17 protein-coding genes are annotated in these 16,682 nt (G+C 62.3%); 8 read left to right on the top strand and 9 right to left on the bottom strand.

The window, feature by feature from the left end; translation table 11 throughout:
- The first annotated feature begins 110 nt into the window (after positions 1-110).
- The 3 genes from Pan44_RS07915 to Pan44_RS07910 all read left to right on the top strand — a co-directional run bounded on the left by Pan44_RS07915 (position 111) and on the right by Pan44_RS07910 (position 1,128).
- Positions 111-521 (top strand): hypothetical protein, encoded by a 411-nt coding sequence (locus Pan44_RS07915; protein WP_145028930.1) that lies wholly within the window; start codon positions 111-113, stop codon positions 519-521.
- A gap of 70 nt (positions 522-591) precedes the next feature.
- On the top strand, positions 592-765 hold the full coding sequence (locus Pan44_RS27285) for a hypothetical protein (RefSeq protein ID WP_197453931.1): 174 nt from the start codon (positions 592-594) through the stop codon (positions 763-765).
- Between the two features lie 72 nt (positions 766-837).
- Positions 838-1,128, top strand: coding sequence for a helix-turn-helix domain-containing protein (locus Pan44_RS07910; RefSeq protein WP_197453930.1), 291 nt, complete (start codon positions 838-840; stop codon positions 1,126-1,128).
- Between the two features lie 399 nt (positions 1,129-1,527).
- Here the strand turns inward: Pan44_RS07910 and Pan44_RS07905 are convergent, their stop codons facing one another.
- On the bottom strand, positions 1,528-2,049 hold the full coding sequence (locus Pan44_RS07905; RefSeq protein WP_145028926.1) for a hypothetical protein: 522 nt from the start codon (positions 2,047-2,049) through the stop codon (positions 1,528-1,530).
- 435 nt (positions 2,050-2,484) lie between these two features.
- Between Pan44_RS07905 and Pan44_RS27280 the strand changes: the two genes are divergently transcribed.
- The gene (locus Pan44_RS27280; RefSeq protein ID WP_197453929.1) at positions 2,485-3,744 is read left to right on the top strand and encodes a DUF420 domain-containing protein; all 1,260 of its coding nucleotides are present in this window, start codon (positions 2,485-2,487) and stop codon (positions 3,742-3,744) included.
- A 125-nt stretch (positions 3,745-3,869) separates the two neighbouring features.
- Here Pan44_RS27280 and Pan44_RS07895 read toward each other — a convergent pair whose 3' ends face one another.
- The 4 genes from Pan44_RS07895 to ruvB form a co-directional block, all read right to left on the bottom strand.
- Positions 3,870-4,214: a hypothetical protein gene (locus Pan44_RS07895; protein WP_145028924.1), complete on the bottom strand. Its 345-nt coding sequence runs from the start codon at positions 4,212-4,214 to the stop codon at positions 3,870-3,872.
- Positions 4,215-4,528: 314 nt separating this feature from the next.
- A complete protein-coding gene (locus Pan44_RS07890) occupies positions 4,529-5,503 on the bottom strand; it encodes a hypothetical protein (RefSeq protein ID WP_145028922.1) in 975 nt (324 codons plus the stop codon).
- Positions 5,504-5,949: 446 nt separating this feature from the next.
- Positions 5,950-7,056, bottom strand: coding sequence for a DUF444 family protein (locus Pan44_RS07885; protein WP_145028920.1), 1,107 nt, complete (start codon positions 7,054-7,056; stop codon positions 5,950-5,952).
- A gap of 118 nt (positions 7,057-7,174) precedes the next feature.
- A complete protein-coding gene (gene ruvB, locus Pan44_RS07880) occupies positions 7,175-8,224 on the bottom strand; it encodes a Holliday junction branch migration DNA helicase RuvB (RefSeq protein ID WP_145028918.1) in 1,050 nt (349 codons plus the stop codon).
- A gap of 311 nt (positions 8,225-8,535) precedes the next feature.
- On the opposite strand from ruvB, the gene Pan44_RS07875 reads away from it, so the two are divergent.
- The 4 genes from Pan44_RS07875 to Pan44_RS07860 all read left to right on the top strand — a co-directional run bounded on the left by Pan44_RS07875 (position 8,536) and on the right by Pan44_RS07860 (position 13,528).
- Positions 8,536-10,515, top strand: coding sequence for an AI-2E family transporter (locus Pan44_RS07875; protein ID WP_145028916.1), 1,980 nt, complete (start codon positions 8,536-8,538; stop codon positions 10,513-10,515).
- A 203-nt stretch (positions 10,516-10,718) separates the two neighbouring features.
- A complete protein-coding gene (locus Pan44_RS07870) occupies positions 10,719-11,975 on the top strand; it encodes an outer membrane protein assembly factor BamB family protein (RefSeq protein WP_197453928.1) in 1,257 nt (418 codons plus the stop codon).
- 142 nt (positions 11,976-12,117) lie between these two features.
- Positions 12,118-12,588: a hypothetical protein gene (locus Pan44_RS07865; protein ID WP_145028912.1), complete on the top strand. Its 471-nt coding sequence runs from the start codon at positions 12,118-12,120 to the stop codon at positions 12,586-12,588.
- Positions 12,589-12,802: 214 nt separating this feature from the next.
- Positions 12,803-13,528: a PP2C family protein-serine/threonine phosphatase gene (locus Pan44_RS07860; RefSeq protein ID WP_145028910.1), complete on the top strand. Its 726-nt coding sequence runs from the start codon at positions 12,803-12,805 to the stop codon at positions 13,526-13,528.
- Positions 13,529-13,556: 28 nt separating this feature from the next.
- On the opposite strand, the gene Pan44_RS07855 is transcribed toward Pan44_RS07860, so the two are convergent.
- From Pan44_RS07855 to atpG, 4 genes are all read right to left on the bottom strand, one after another.
- Entirely contained in the window at positions 13,557-13,784 is a 228-nt protein-coding gene (locus Pan44_RS07855; RefSeq protein WP_145028908.1) for a hypothetical protein, read from the bottom strand.
- Between the two features lie 100 nt (positions 13,785-13,884).
- Complete coding sequence (gene atpD / locus Pan44_RS07850) at positions 13,885-15,333, bottom strand: F0F1 ATP synthase subunit beta (protein ID WP_145028906.1); 1,449 nt, start codon at positions 15,331-15,333, stop codon at positions 13,885-13,887.
- Between the two features lie 63 nt (positions 15,334-15,396).
- Entirely contained in the window at positions 15,397-15,753 is a 357-nt protein-coding gene (locus Pan44_RS28225; protein WP_145028904.1) for a four helix bundle protein, read from the bottom strand.
- Positions 15,754-15,788: 35 nt separating this feature from the next.
- Positions 15,789-16,670 (bottom strand): ATP synthase F1 subunit gamma, encoded by an 882-nt coding sequence (gene atpG, locus Pan44_RS07840; protein WP_145028902.1) that lies wholly within the window; start codon positions 16,668-16,670, stop codon positions 15,789-15,791.
- Between the last annotated feature and the right edge of the window lie 12 nt (positions 16,671-16,682).

Raw genomic sequence — 16,682 nt, 5'->3', positions numbered from 1 at the left:
GTTTAGCCGAAATACTCCTTACGCTGGCGGGATACTGAGAAATCTGTTGGCTCGGGAATTGACAACTCGCTGTAGCGTTGCGGGTCGTCATTCACCCTGGAGCTACAACGATGCTGACAATGACCCAATTGGCCGCTGCCCTGTCTCCGATCTTCGATCGGCATTCAATCCCGGAAGCCATCAGGCCCGACGTCGTGGAGTTCTTCGCGACAGTCGAACCGATGACTCCGGCCCTTGTGCGGTTCTCCCGAACGAAGAAATGGCCGTCATTCCTTCGGGAAGCCCGGATCGAAGTCGGCAAGGTCAGTCGCCGGCTGTCGTTCCACGGCATCACGGAAGCTCGCGCCCGCAAGTACGTCACGCGCCAACTGGCCGATCATCCCCAGCGGATCGAAGCCACGATCACGGAAGCGATGCGACGGTCCCCGGAGTGCGCCGACCTGCCTGCGTTCTACGGTCTGTTGTGCTCCGTCACGATCGGCGCGATGCGGGCCGAGAAGAATTCCCGGATTTCGGCGTAATCAGGCAAGGTCGGTGACGTCATCAGAGCGAGGGCCGAATGTCCTGGCCCACAACCACAGGGGAAAACTGATGATTGCTGGACTACCTGAAGAACTGCTGTCTGAGATTTCCGCCATCGCTGAAGAGTGCGGCGGCAGGCTTGTGTATGTGGGAGACGGTTCCGACATGCCGGAATTAACCGAAGACTCCATCGTCCTGGAATTGACGCCGATTGAAGCTGAAACCGCGGCTGTCGCCGTCTGAAACTTGGCCGCTATCCCCTGGCGGCCAACCCAAACCCGGCCAACTCGGCCGGGTTTTCTTTTGGAGCTACCCGTGAATCCCACGATCAGGAATCTGTTCGACCGCTACCTGGAACACACTCGCGATCCACAGGCCGCCGCAACCTTGGTCCTGGCTCACGTCGGCAGCGGGGCCAAGGATGAGGTTCTAACGACCGATCAAGCGGCCGAGCGCCTTGGCGTCACCCGTGCGACTGTCCAAGCGATGGTCCTGCGCGGCGATCTTCAGTCGATGCGAGCCGGCCGCCGGATCAAAATCCGGTCATCCTGGATCGACGACTTTGCTCAAAAGCAGGCTCGACCGAGGAGTCGACACTTCGGATGAAAACGTGGTCACTATTTGGTCACTAAAATGCCCCGAAACCTCGCTCACCGGGTCACTCTTGGGTCACTGGTTCAAAGTGTCGAAACATGCTTGAAGTACGGTGTTTCGCAGGGTAAAAAGAGGTCACAACCTGCGGAAACATTGAGTTCACGCAAGCCGATCCGGTGGCCTCTTAATCAGTAGGTCCAAGGTTCGAATCCTTGCGGGGGCACTGCTCGAAGCCGCGGCCAGCCATGGTCGCGGCTTTTTTCGTGGATGCCCCGCCTTTCGGAAGCCGATCCGTTTCGGAAGTCGGCCGGTCGGAAACGAAAGAAGCCCTGGTCTGTGAACCAGGGCTTCGGTCTCCTCGCCGACGGATTGGGCGGCTGTCGCCGGCCGGGGAATCTCGTCAGGGCGTTCTCAGTTCCCCTTGCCGGGACTTGAAATCTTGCCGTTGTACGAGCCAGCCGACTTTCCGGTCTCCGGGTCGGTCGTCAGTTTGAACGTGAAATAACCCGTGGAGGTGGCGAACCGGCCGGTCCCTCCCACGATGATCGCCTGCAGTTCGCTGTCGACGAGACCATCGCTGCCGGTCACCGATTCGCCGGTGAAGGTCGCATACACTTCGTCGCCGTTCGCCGCGATGAAGACGAGATCGCTGGTGTCTGCCGTGGGGTCGGACGAGGTGACCGAGGAAGCCTCCATCGTGTAGCGCCCCAGGTGGGTGCCGTTCCCTTTTCCCTCGAGGGTCGTTTCCGTCGTCGTGACCTCCCCGCCCTCGGGTAGGGGCTCAGTCGTCGTGGTCTGGACGGCGGTTCCCGTCCATTTTCCTTTGAACGGCACCAGCTTGGTCCCGCCTTTCTTGGGTGCAGCGGTCAGCGGCGAAAAGGTCAGCAGCGTGAGGGTTGTGGCGAGCACGCACAACTTGGACATCGAGGTCATTGAGCACACTTTCAGGAAGCCGACAGGGGGCACGAAACTCGACGCAGTCCCTGCCGCATGGCAGGGTGACGCGTCGGCTGATGGGCTAACCGTAAGTCGAACTCTGGTTGCGGCTACCCAAAGTTGCCGGTTGCCCGGCGAGATCTTCAAGGTTGCGCGCAGGACTCGCGGTCGCCGTTGCGATTTTGCAACAAAGCGTCCCGAAATGCGGCGGTGATTCCGTGCAAGTGAGGCAGGGGCACGGCTGATTGTGCAACGCCAGCACGGGGGAACGCCCTGGGAGCGGACCTTCCCAAAGGCGGGATGGGGGGCCCCTCAGCGGCGGATGCGATGCCTGGGGGGCTATACTTCCCCCTTTGGAGGGCGCAGTCCGCGGTTTCGACATTGCCCGTGGAAGCGCCGTCACCAAGTCCGCGGTCCCGCTGAAGCTTCTGTATGACGATTCGCTCCTGGTTTCTCTCCGCCGCCGTCACGCTGCTGGCGTGCTCGAATGTCGCCGCGCTGGCACAGGACGCCGCACCGGCCGATGAAACGCCGGTCGTGAAGCTCAGCCCCTATGAGCAGGATGTCCCCTGGGATCCGTGGAAGGTTGGCCAGTTCTCGCTCGTCGACCAACTTGGCCGGCCGGTGACAGATGAAACGCTGAAGGGGAAGCCCTGGGTGGCGAACTTCATCTTCACCCGCTGCGCGATTGAATGCCCGGTGCTGATGGGGAAGGCCTACAACAACCTCCATCAGCGGCTCAAGAACACGGACTTCCGGATCGTGACGATCACCGTCGACCCCAAATACGACGATGTCGCCCGCATGAAGAAGCAGTCCGACGTCTTCAGCGTCGATCCTGATCGCTGGCTGTTCGTGACGGGGCTGGAAGACAAGGTCTACGAGCTCATTCGCAAGGGCTTCAAGCAGGCGGCGTGGGAGAACGTCGATGCCCAGGCCGGCATGGAGTTCGCCCACTCATTGAACATGATCCACGTTGACAAGGACGGCGTGATCGTCGGCAAGTACGACGGCCGGGTGGACTCTGAACTGGAGACGCTGGCCCAGGTGCTCGAAGGGAAGATCGAAACGCCAAAAAAGCACTCCCCCGCCGCCGTCACCACGGAGCCGCCTTCCGCAATCGGCGGCAACGGCCAGCCGGTGCCTGCCTGGGTCGAGCGCCTCCCCGCGACTAACGCGATGCTCAATACCCTGGCGACGATCCTGCTGCTGGGGGGCTACTCGGCCATCAAGGCGAGAGCCGGCAGCGACGAAGAGCGGCAGCGGTTCATCAGCCTGCACAAGAAGCTCATGCTGACCGCCTTCGCGACCTCCATCGCGTTCCTCGCCAGCTATCTGACCTACCACTTCGCGCTTCAGCACTATACGGGAGAGGCGTCACGCCGCTTCATGGGACAGGGGTGGATCCGGCCGGTTTACTTTGCGATTCTGATCAGCCACGTCTTCCTGGCGGCCCTTGTTCCGTTGGGCGCGCTGGCGACGATCTTTTACGCCTTGCGCCAGAAATGGGACCGACACCGCCGCGTGGCCAGGGTCACCTACCCGATCTGGCTGTACGTCTCCATCACCGGCGTGGTGATCTACCTGATGCTCTACCACATGCCGGTCTCAACGAGCACAACGGAGACGCGGCCCGAATTGCCGGCCCAGGAGGTCTCCATCGTTCGCAATATGGAACAGGTCGCCTCGTGACACGACGGCGCTCCTGCGACCGCATTCGGGGAACGCATCAGAGAGGCCGGGAGATGGAGCATCGCCTGCAAAAGAGAGAAAAGAGCGGTGGCAGGTCTGCGTGACCGCTCTTCACCGGGTACCGCTTAGAGCACCGCTCTGATCGATTCGAGCATCGCGAGTGTCTGCTTCGCCTGATCGAGTCCGCCAGCCGCTTTGACTAACGCAATGGCCGCTTCCATGGCGTCCATGCCCGATGTACCGCCGACGAATCCCGTTGCCCCGCCAAGCTTCCTGCGGACGACCTTCTGGGGCTGCCGACCACTGGCCTTGGCCTGGTTGTACTTGATGATGGAGACATACGCCGGGGTGACTTGATACCCGAGCGCCGTGACGATTTCGGTGATTTCCTTGGGGGTCTTGCCGGGGTTCGCCGCAAGGGCGTCACGAATTGCTTGCGACTTGTTTCCAGATTCCGATTTCTTTGCCACGAATCAGTCCTGCTGTCAAAAGGGGAGTCCCGCGCTGGCACTATGGCAAGGTGGTCCGGAATCGCAACTCCTGGCAACAATCAATTCGATGTTCCATCCAAAGCAGTGCTCTTTAAAGAAAGAGCATCTCATGATGAAGAACATTCAATGATCGCCGTGATTCGTCTCATAACGTCGTGAATCAAACGGAATGACGGCTCTATCAGCGTGTCGAAGCAGCCTGTGACGCACAGGATATGGCCTGGCCCCGCCCATCCCGGGAGACTGAACGCAACGCGGGGCGGAATGGGGCGGTGGCCGATGTTCGTTCGCGATCAGAAGCGGAAGGCGATGGCCGTGAATGGGCCGTGCAGAGTCACGTCATAGACAAAGCGGTTCGCCCCGGATTTCTGCGTCTCGTCGATCGACAGGATGCGGTAGCCAAGGACGAGCGACGAGCCGGGTAGAGCCGAGCAGGCGTACTCGGCGCCGGTCGTGAGGTTCCACGCCAGGTCGGACGAGGTGCCGATGCCGAAGCCACCAAAGTCGGCCCTCAGGAACCCGGAGAGTTCGGAGGTGATCGCGACTTCGGTGCGCGCGCCAACCACGAGGTCGACCCAGTCTTTCGTCATGTCGGCCTGGACGGTCGCGCCGCCGGCGGGAGTGATGCGCAGATCGTTTTCGACCTGGTAGTAGCGGGCGCCTCCGAGGAGGTCGACGGTGACGAAGGAGCCCGGGCCTTCGGCATTCGGCACGTCGACGACTCTCAGCATTCCGAGCGATTCGAGAATGGTCGAACTGGTTTCATAGCTGAAGCGGCCACCCCCCGGCAGGCGATCGGACGTCTCGATCTGCATGAGGAGAGCGTCGAAGACCAACCCCGCATTACCTTTGCCAACTTCGAGGTGGCCCATCGCAGCGCCGTTCAGATCGGGGATCAGATCGACAAGTTCGGCCAGGCTGAGGTCGATCGGGACCGTCCGGCCGCGGGCGCCGATCGTACCGTTCTGGGCCGTCGCCCAGACATAGGGAGCGACGAGGACCCAGGTCTCGGAGGTCGAATCGGGCGTCATCGACACCTGCATGAGCGTCGCGGGACGTTCACTGAGCGACAGCGGCTGGCCGCCGAGGAGGTGCGTCGAGGCCCCAGGAACCGGAGATTGCGGGACGATGCGCTCTGGCGTGGGGGAATCCGAAAATTGCGAGAGATTGATCGCGAGGTCGAAGTCCGGCGACTCATCGGCCCGGGCGCTGGGAAGGCCGCAGGCGAGCAAAAGGACAAGGGTCGAGAGCGCCTGGGTTCGTGACATTGATCCGCCCTCCTCCATCAGTCGCAACGGTTCTGCTCGTGGAATCGCTTCTTCCCAATCCATCGACCGAAACGATTCTGCGATTGAGTGCGTCGGTTGTTCCGATCGCCTCGAGGCGATCCCGGCTCGAATGGCCCGTGCAACTGCGGCAAACCGCAGGAAGTGCCACAGTTCACTGACTGATTCAATCGATACAGACCCCCAGGACCGTCGAGATTGGCCCCGCATTGAGTACACCATCAGGAAGATGTTGATGGAGGGCAGGGGGGCGTCACAACGATCGCCGGCGCGCAGGCTCCGACAGTGGAACCTTCAGGGGGGCCCGGGTGCGACATGGAGAAGAGGTCGCGGACAGAGACAGCGTTGGAATGCCCTGAAGTTGCTGAGGGTTGGCGAGCCGTTTGAGGTGGATGAACGAACCGGAACGGCGTCTGGCAACGAGAAGGTTACCGGCCTTTGCCGAGGAAGGTCTTGATCGAGTCGTAGATGCCTTCCTTGCTCTCGATCTCAGAGAGGACGAGGTTGTCGAACTTGTCGCCGATCTTCCTCAGCTCACGGATGAAATCCCCGCTGCCATAGGGGCTTTCCACCTGCCCGTAGCAGAAGAGATTGCAGACCGGGAGGAGTTCTTCGCGGAGGTGGCGCAGGCATTCCTTGTTGTCTTCGCCCCAGTTGTCGCCGTCAGAGAACTGGAAGACGTAGATGTTCCAGTCGGAAGGCGGGAAGTCCCGATCGATAATCGACTTGGCTTTGGTGTAGGCGGAAGAGATGCGCGTGCCGCCGCTTTCGCGGACACGGTAGAACGTCTCTTCATCCACTTCGTGAGCGACGGCGTCGTGAACGACGTAGCGGCGCTCGACGCCGTCGTACTGGCTGCGGAGCCAGGTATCGATCCAGAAGGATTCGGTACGCACGATTTCCTTCTGGTCGTCAGTCATCGACCCGGAGACATCCATGACATAGAGGATGGCGGCGTTCGTCTGCGGCTCGAACTCGGTCTTCCAGCTTCGGAACCGCTCGTCCTCGCGGACGGGAATGACCATCGGCGCGCCGGGATCATAAGAACCCGATCCGATCTGGCGTTTGAGAGCCTCCTTGAACGTCCGTTTGAAGTGCCTGAGCGAATCGGGGCCGACGCGACCGATCGTCGTGTACCTGTCCTTAAGCGAACGGAGGGTGTTCTTCCCCTTGGGCTCGATACGGGGAAGTTCCAGCTCATTGCCAAGCATCTGGGCGAGTTCGTCGATGGAGATTTCGACTTCCCGGACATGCTGCCCGGCCTCGCCCCCGGCCTCCCCTTTGCCGTTCGGATCGGGCTGCCCCTTGCCGATGGGTTGACCGACTTCGCCTTCCCCCTGCCCTGCACCGCCGGAGCCTTTCGGGCCGTGCCGGAAATGGGGGATCTCGATGTTGGGGACCGGGATGCTGACCGTTTCGCGGCCTTTGCGGCCCAGCATTTCGCCGTGATTGACGTACTTGCGAAGGTCCTTACGAATCCGTCCCCGGACGATCTCGTCGAAGCGCTTCAGATCTCGGTCGATGCTGCGCGTCATGACAGCTCGCGGCCTCTCTCCCAGACATCCGGGGAAACAGTGTCGCCCGGTTGTGCAATCCTATGTCTCCGGCCGTTTTGTGGACATGGGAGTTTGGTGAGATCGGGGAATTCCACGATCAGGGCTTGCGTCCGACGTGGGTGTACCCTGTCGGCGTCACGATTCGCCCGCGGGGCGTCCGCTGGATGAGCCCCATGCGGAGGAGGAACGGTTCGATGTCGTCTTCGAGCGAATCGGGGCTAAGGCTCATGCTGTGGGCGATCGCCTGGAGCCCCGCCGGCCCGCCGCCGAAAATGGAAATGATCGTCTCCAGGTAGCGGCGGTCCTGCCGTTCGAGGCCCAGTTCATCGATCTCGAGCATGCCGAGGGCATGCACGGCGATTTCGGTTGTGATCTGGCCATCGGGATGACTGAGTGTGGCGTAGTCGCGGGTCCGCAGCAGGATATTGTTGGCTTTTCGCGGCGTTCCCTGGCTGCGCCGGGCCACTTCGTTGGCAGCCTCGTCGGTGATCGTAGTCTTCAGTTTCTTCGCGTTGCGACGGACGATCTCTTCCAGGTCGGGGGTTTCATAGAAGTCGAGGTGCTCGCGGTTCACGAACCGGTCGCGCATCGGAGCAGTGAGCATTCCCGCGCGGGTCGTCGCGCCGATCACCGTAAACGGTTTGAGCTGGACGTTGATCGTCCGGGCATTCAGCCCTTCGCCAAGAGCGATATCGATCCGAAAATCCTCCATGGCCGGATAGAGGAACTCCTCGACGTTGGCCGGCAGGCGGTGGATTTCATCGATGAACAGGACAGACCGCTCTCCGGCGTTGGTGAGGTACGGCAGGAGGTCTTTCGGAGCGGAAAGAGCGGGACCGGCGGCGATCTGGCAATCGACCCCGAGTTCGCGGGGAATCACGGTCGCGAGGGTCGTCTTCCCAATTCCGGGGGGGCCGTCGAGAAGGAGGTGCCCGAGCGTGTCGCCCCGCTTCCGGGTGGCATCGAGCATGATCCGGATGCGATCGACGACCTTCTTCTGGCCGACCACCTGCTCCAGACGCTGAGGCCTGAGCGACTCGTCATGGGCCTCGTCGTTGGGATTGAAGTCGACGAGCGCCGGCGGCACATCGAGTGGCTCCGGCGGCAGAGACTCTTCGCCGCTCTGAATCACCCGGTCCCGCGCCATCAGTCGACTCCTTTCCCAAACGCCGGACGGCCATCGACCGCACGGCAGAATCGTGTTCACTCCCTTCGGAAAACGCCCTGCGCTTCCGCCGGCGCAACATACCAGCGTAATGAACGGATGTCGATGTGCGAGTTCGCATGCGAAGGATGGTACGACGGTTGCATGAGGCCCTGCGAGCGGCCGGTCTATCGCATTAAGTCCTTGAAATGTCGGTGCTTTGACGTGCCCGCCCACCGACGCACGGAGCCACCCGGTCATTCGTAACACGAACTGGACGCCGGTCGCCCAATAACTCTGGCGGAATCGACTTGATGAACCCGTACCTTGCCTGGCCAAAGTCCGCCAAAGTCGCCTCAGTGCTGTTCATGGTGATCAGCGGCGGATTCATCCTGATCTCCGCGAAAGAGATCCTGATTCCGATCGCCCTGGCGGTCCTGGTGGCCTTCCTGCTGCATCCACTGGTGAAACGACTGACCCGCTGGGGCATTCCCCGCATCGCGGCGGTCATCCTCGTGGTCGGAACATCGTCGGCATTCGTCGCGGGCCTCGGCTACGTGGTGTCGTCGCAGTTGAAGTCGTTTGCCGACGAACTTCCAAGCCACGAGCCCAACATCGAACTGAAGGTGCGGCAGGTGAAAGCGATGTTCAAGGGGGGGACCCTGGACAGGCTCACCCGCATGTTCCAGAAGATCAATCGCCGGACTGAGGAAGCGGACCCGGAAGCGGCCGCCAGGGAGCAGGTGGACAAGGGCGCCGCCGCTTCTCCGGAGACGGCGGAGGTCGCCCGCGAAGTCACCGATCTGGCAGGCTCCGCTGCGGCAGCGGCGGAAAACACTGTGAGCCCGGGTGGACGCGGGGAGGCGGCGCCCGAACCGCCGCCGGCAACGAGCCAGGCAGGGCCGCCGGCGGATCTGTCGTCCGCAGCGGCGTCATTGATGAACAGCCCGCTGATCAGTTCGATCGTCAACATCCTCGCGACGGCCGGTATCGTGATCCTGCTGGTGACGTTCTTCCTCGTTCAGCAGTCAGATATTCGGGACCGGATCGTCAGTGTCGCCGGCCGGGGGGCCCTGGCGACAACGACGAAGGCCCTCGAAGAAGCCGGAATGCGAATCAGCCGTTACCTGTTGATGTTGTTCGTGGTGAACTCCACCTACGGCATCGCTGTGGCGTTCGGGTTGTGGCTGATGGGGGTGCCCTACGCGATCATGTGGGGGCTGGCCGCGGGACTGGTCCGCTATGTCCCCTACGTCGGACCGTGGATTGGCGCGACGATGCCCATTGCAGTCAGCCTGGCCACCTCGCAGGGCTGGTGGCAGCCGCTCTGGGTGATCGGCCTGTTTGTGGTGCTCGAGTTGCTCAGTAACAACGTGATGGAGCCGATTCTGTACGGGCACAGCGTCGGACTTTCGGAACTGGGAGTGATCCTGGCGGCCATTGTCTGGGCCTGGCTGTGGGGCCCGATCGGACTCGTCCTCGCGACGCCGATGACCGTCTGTCTTGTGGTGCTTGGCCGCTATGTGCCTGGACTGCGGATCTTCGACCAGATGTTCGGCGAGGGCGCGGCGGTCAACCCCGCTGTGCGTTTGTATCAGCGTCTTCTGGCCCGTGACGGGGAAGAGGCCGAGGAACTGGTGGAGGAATTCCTCAAAGAGAAGTCAGTGATCGAGACGGCAGACAATTTGATTATCCCTGCAGTGTCGCTCGTCCGGCAGGATCTGGCGCACGACCAGATCGACGATTCGGATGCCGAACGAATGAGCGAGATGCTGCGTGACCTGATGGAAGAAGTCATCGACAAGGGGAGAGCGGGCAACGACGCGACGCCCCCCGGCGAGACCAATGAACGGCCGCTGGTCATGGGAGTTGCCGCTCATTCTGAAGAAGAGGCCGTCCTCCTGAACGTGTTGAACGCGGTCTGCAGCGACGCCCCCTGCCGGGTGGAGATCCTCTCCAGCAAGCTGCTGCAGTCGGAGCGGCTGGCAGCGATCACGGAACGATCTCCTGAACTGGTCATCGTATCGGCCCTGCCGCCTGGCGATCTCCCCTATGCGCGTCAGCTGTGCAAGCGGTTGAAAGCCACGGGCTCCGCACGGCGAATCGTGGTCGCCCGGTGGGGACACGCCAAGAGTGTGGACCGGAGTCCGCAGCTGCGGGCCGCAGGCGCGGATGACGTCGTTTCGACCATGGCCGAACTCGAACCGATGATCCAGACCGTCTATCACATGCAACAGGTTTCGCGGCTGGCAGGCAACGCCCCGGAGGGGCGTGCGGTGGTTCAGGCAGGTTGAATGCGACGGCCACACGGGGCGGCCGTCGGACCGTGGTCCCAGGGACGTCGGAAGACACGCGCCAAGGGCCGACCGGGCGGCCGTTCTGTTGCGAATCCATGGATATCCAGCGATGCTGCAGTCCAGTTGATCCCGCCTGAAAAATGATGCCCGACTGCATCCCGGCATCACTCCGATTTCCACTGCCCGGAATCCCACCCGCCATGCGGACTCTCCTCACGGTCGTCTGCCTCCTGATCGCCCTTGGCGTCTGCTCCTCTGCGCCTGCCCAGAACTGGACCCGCTTCCGCGGCCCAGACGGCACGGGCATCAGTGATCTCAAGGGGGTCCCCAGTTCCTGGACGATCAACGACTACGCCTGGAACGTGGACCTGCCCGGGACCGGCCATTCGTCGCCGATCGTGTGGGGCAAGTCGCTGTTCGTCACGAGTGCGGAGGAGGATGGGGCCCGTCATATCTTCTGCCTCGACGCAGATACCGGGGCCGAGAAGTGGCGGCATACTTCGCGGCTCGGGAAGCAGCATCTCCACAAGATGAACAGCTGGGCTTCGGGCACGCCGACGACGGACGGCGACCGGGTCTACATCGCCTTCGCGGACGACGACCACTACACCGTGACGGCCTACACGATGGACGGCGCGCAGGCATGGACGCGCGACCTGGGGAGCTGCATCACCGAACACGGACATGGAGTGTCCCCCATCCTGTTCGGCGACCTGGTGATCGTCTGTAACGACCAGGGACGTAAAGAAGGCCCGCCACCGAGCCTGATCTTCGCACTGAATCGCAAGACGGGTGAGACCGTCTGGACCGTCGAACGGAAATCGCGCGAGGCCTCCTATGCGACGCCCATCATCATCACCCCGCCCGACAAGGCGCCCCAACTGGTCGTGATGAGCGGCGCTCATGGCATGAGTGGACTGGATCCACTGACCGGCCAGGAGTTGTGGAGTAGCGGCGAAGTGCCGATGCGGACCGTTGGCTCGCCGGCCTACGGAGACGGGCTACTTGTCGCGACGTGTGGCTCCGGCGGTCGCGGAGATTCAATGATCTGCGTCTCTCCCGGCGCCGCGGGTGAAGCGGGCTCCCAGCCGCTCCGCTACGTGCGGCCGAAGACTCAGGGCGTCCCCTATGTGCCAACGCCGATCATCCAGAACGGTCGGATCTACCTGTGGAACGATGACGGCACGTTTTTTCTCGCGAGCCTCGCAGACGGAAAGAACCTCACCCGCCAGCGAATCGGCGGACAATTCTTCGCCTCGCCCGTGTTGCTGGAAGGGCGGCTGTTCAACGTCTCTCACGAAGGCGAGATCGTGGTGATCAGCCTGGCGAACGACGAGGTGAAGATCGAAGGCCGTAACCCGCTGGGAGATTCCGCCTATGCCTCTCCCGCCGTCGCCAATGGCGGGATCTATTTCCGCGGCTTCAAGAAGCTCGCGTTCCTGAAGGCCAGGAGCTGAATGCGCTGAGCAGCGTTAAAGGGACTTTCCTCGAATTCCGCACGGCCAGGGCCCGTGGGCCGGTCGCGCCGGTTGTGCCGGCCTTGGCGAGCAAGTCCTCCAGCCTCAAACGGTTGCTCCGTCCGCGCCGATAGCTCTCGGTATGACGGACCAACCTCTCGAATGGCTGATGGAACAGCCCGCGGCCAGCCTCATCCTGGCGGCGTATGCCGAGCGCGAAGCGCAGTTGCCGAAGCGGCCATCCAAGCTGGCGCTGGCAGCGACGAATGCAGCCGCGACCGCGGAAAGTCCGATTGTGCCGGCTGGTGAAGCGGAATCGGCCGCCGAGAGTGACGAGCCGGCGAACGAAGCGGACAACGCTGATGCCTGGATTCCGCGGGTGTCGGCCATCGAGGGCGTCGAGAGCGGAGCGCTGTCCCAGCTTCACGGAGGACTCATCGCCCGCGGCCTGCTGAAGTACGAGTTGTTCGGGCGGACCATTGGGATGCGCTATCGCCTGACCCCTGAAGGACGCCGAGCCGCAGAGATCGCGCCGTCGACCCTGCCCGTCGCAGCGGCTGAAGAGGGCCCGGTCGAGAATGAAGCCGGCGACAAGGAAGCGGTCGCGGCGTAGTGAAGTCTCAACGGTTCTGGCACGGGCATGGGCCAGAGGCTGCGATGGGTTTGCCGATTCGTCTGATCGCGACGGTGGGGCGGTCGCTCTTGCTTCCCTTGACCTCGGACAATTGCCGACGTTTCAGGCAACTTCCGCCGGAACGCTTCGATCTCAACCGGCCGACTCGTCGCAACGGCGGCGGGCCATTCCGCATTGACCCAGCGGGCCACTCATGTCCTCAATCCTCTCCTCCCGGTCGGCCCCGAAGGTCCGTTCTTGGAATCCGCGGCTGCTCAACGGCACCGCGATGGAAATCATCACCAGCGAGCTGCCGGCCAACCGGGTGTGCGGTGACATCTCGGACGTCTTCCAGGCGGGTGAGCACTCTCTGCTGGTGGCGATGGGAGACGCCTCGGGGCACGGAGTCGCCGCGGGAATGCTGATCGTCGACGTGCGGCGGCTGCTGTCGATGATGGCCGGTTCCGGCTTCGACCCCGGTGAAATGATGAGCCGCGTCAACCGGCATGTGATGCAGCGCTTCCCCACGTCCCGGTTCGTCACGCTCAGCCTGTTGATGATCGACATGGCGACAGGAGCACTGAGCTTCGCATCAGCCGGACAGCCGTTCTACCGGCTCGACGCTGAGGGCCGGACGACGATCTGCGACAGCGACAGCGCGCCGATCGGAATCCTCGATGACGAAGTCTTTCCGACGACGCCGCTCGACCCGCTGAAGGCCGGCGAGTCGCTGATTCTGATCTCGGACGGATTCCGCGAAGCGTTGAACAACGACGGTCAGATGTACGGCGAACCTCGTATGTTTGCGCAGTTTGCCGCGGGCCGCGAAGAATCCGCCAGGCCCTTCATCGACCGGCTGTACTCAGATGTCGATCTCTACAAAGCTGGCAACACCGATCACGACGACATGACGGTGGTGCTCGTGCGGACGTCGAACTGAACCCTTCACCCTGTCGTTGCTCCCGGACTCAGGGAAACAGCATCACCAAGAATTCGAAGATCGCGGTCGTCACCCTGGGCGCCACGTAGCCGAAGGCGAAACCGACGATCGCGCCCGGCAGGGCTCCCTGCAGGAAGCCCTCGGACCCGCTGAAAGCCAGGACGCCAACGACCCCGAGTACGAGGAACATCAGGAACGCTCCGCAGATCGCGCCCCACAACCGAAACCAGTGACTCGGTGGGATGGGGCTGTTCATGAGTTTCCTGCCGCACTCAAATGCGGACGAGATCCTGCAACTGAAACGAAAAAGCCCCGGCTCATCGCCGGGGCTTTCTGCTTTTCACACTCGGGCGACCTCAGTTCGCCGCGGCCATCTTCTTGGCCTGCTCTTCGGCTTCTTCGATCGCTCCGACGTACATAAACGCCGATTCCGGCAGGTGATCCCACTTGCCGTCGCACAGCTCTTCGAAGCTGCGGATCGTGTCGGCGATCTTCGTGAACTTACCCGACTTGCCGGTGAAGGCTTCGGCCACGAAGAACGGCTGCGACAGGAACCGCTCGATGCGGCGGGCTCGACGGACGACGTTCTTGTCGTCTTCGGCCAGTTCGTCGACACCGAGAATCGCGATGATGTCCTGCAGTTCGCGATACCGCTGCAGGATCTGCTGCACGCGGCGGGCGACGCGATAGTGGTGTTCGCCCACGATCTGCGGATCGAGCACGCGGCTCGACGACGCGAGCGGATCCACTGCAGGGTAAATGCCCTTCTCGGCGATCTTTCGCTCGAGGTAGAGGAACGCGTCCAGGTGGCTGAACGCCGTGGCCGGGGCGGGGTCGGTCGGATCGTCGGCCGGCACGTAGACGGCCTGCACGGAGGTGATGGCCCCCTTCTTCGTGGACGTGATCCGTTCCTGCAGCTGACCCAGTTCGGTGCCCAGCGTCGGCTGGTAACCCACGGCGCTCGGCATACGCCCGAGAAGCGCGGACACCTCGGAACCGGCCTGCGAGAACCGGAAGATGTTGTCGATGAACAGCAGCGTGTCGGCTCCGGTCGCGTCGCGGAACCATTCGGCCATCGTCAGGCCGGTCAGCGCGACGCGAAGGCGGGCGCCCGGCGGTTCGTTCATCTGGCCGAACACCATGCAGGTCTGCTCGATGACGGACCGTCCAGTGTCACCGATCTGCGTGTGCTGCATTTCGAGCCACAGGTCGTTTCCTTCGCGGGTCCGTTCACCCACGCCGGCGAACACCGAGTAACCGCCGTGCTCGCGGGCGATACGGGCGATGAGCTCGGTGAGAATGACCGTCTTGCCGAGACCTGCGCCGCCGAACAGACCGGCCTTACCACCGCGGACGAACGGGGTCAGCAGGTCGACGACCTTGATGCCCGTTTCGAACACTTCCGTCTTCGACGAGAGGTCTTCGAGCTTGGGGGCGTCACGGTGAATCGGCCAGTTCTCAGCGGCGTTCACCGGCCCGCGGCCGTCAATCGGCTCGCCGAGCAGGTTGAACACGCGGCCGAGCGTTTCCTTGCCGACCGGAACCGAAACAGGAGCGCCGGTATCGACGACTTCCATCCCGCGGACCATGCCGTCGGTCGAGCCGAGGGCGACGCAGCGGACGCGGCCCCCGCCGAGGTGCTGCTGCACTTCGCCGGTGACCTTCACCTTCACGCCCTTCGTTTCCTTCTCGATCTTCACGGCGTTGTAGATGTCCGGCATGTTCTCTTCCGAGAACTCGACGTCGAACGTGGAGCCGATGATCTGGGTCACGCGGCCGGTGGTATTGGCAGTGGCGGTGGACATGATTTGCACGCTTTCTGTGAGCGATGCAGAAGGAATTAGGAATTAGGAATTAGGAATCAGGGCCTATTCCAACGACTTCCTCAGACCAGTCAGCATCCGTCCTACTTCTTCAAGTTGCTTTTGGATTTCGATAAGTCCCGTGTCAGACAAGAGTCCGAGCTCGTGTCCCACGACGAGATGTGTGTCAAGTTCCGCGAGTGAGCCGGCAGCGATGCTCAGATGGTTGAGATACGCCCCGGTGCTCGCTCGACCTTTTCCTTCTGCGATGTTCGCCGGAACCGACACCGCGGCTCTCTGGAGCTGCGAGGTCAATCCGTACTGTTCCGTTTTTGGGAACTTCGCTGTGATCCTGTAGCAACTGACCACCAGGTCAATCGCCTTCTTCCAAACGAGCAGGTCCCGATGGCTATCGACTCCCATGCAAGGCCTAACTCCTAACTCCTATTTCCTAACTCCTACTCAAGCGCTGCTGCACCACCGATGATTTCCGACAGCTCGCTCGTGATCTGCGACTGGCGGGCTCGGTTGTACTGGAGTGAAATCGAGCGGATCATGTCGTCCGCGTTCTCTGTTGCGGCCTTCATGGCGACTCGACGGGCGATCTGTTCACTCACGGCCGCATCCAGGAAACACTTGAACAGCCGGGCCTTGAAGGCCTCGGGAACAATCTGCTCCTGGATTTCCTGGGCCGAGGGAAGGAATTCGTATTCGATGTTCGACCGCGACGACTCTTTCGGCTTCGCCTCGTCTGACAGATCGCCGATCGGCAGCAGCGTTTCGACGACGGCCACCTGGCGGGCGGCATTCAGGAACTTCGTGTAGGCGACCTCGACCCGCTGAATGCGGCCGGCGATGAAATCGGCGATGTAGCGGTTGGCAAGGACTTCCGCCTCGTCGAATCGCGGCTTGTCTTCGAAGTGCGAGTAGGCATGCGACACCGGATACTGCTCATACTTCATGAAGTTGAGCCCACGCTTGCCGGAGACTTCGAGCGACAGGTTTTCACCCGTCGTCTTCGCTTCACGCAGCCGGCCGACGGCCAGGCGCAACACGGCGGAGTTATAACCGCCGCACAGGCCGCGATTGGACGTCAACACCAGCAGCACGCCGTTCTCGACCTTCTCCGGCTGCTTGAGCAGAGGGTGCGAAAAGCTGAGGCTGGCCTGCGACAGGTCGGCGACGATCTCGGAGAGCTTCCGCGTATAGGCGGCCGCTTCCGAAGCGCGATCCATCGCCTTCTTGAACCGCGCAGTCGCGATCAGCTCCATCGTCCGCGTGATCTTGCGGATGTTGCGGATCGACTTGCGGCGGGTGACGAGTGAACGGGCTTTGGCCATGTTTGGGAGACG

The sequence above is a fragment of the Caulifigura coniformis genome, from assembly GCF_007745175.1.
In the GTDB taxonomy this organism is placed as follows: Bacteria; Planctomycetota; Planctomycetia; order Planctomycetales; family Planctomycetaceae; genus Caulifigura; species Caulifigura coniformis.
This window is presented reverse-complemented; position numbering and strand designations above follow the sequence as displayed.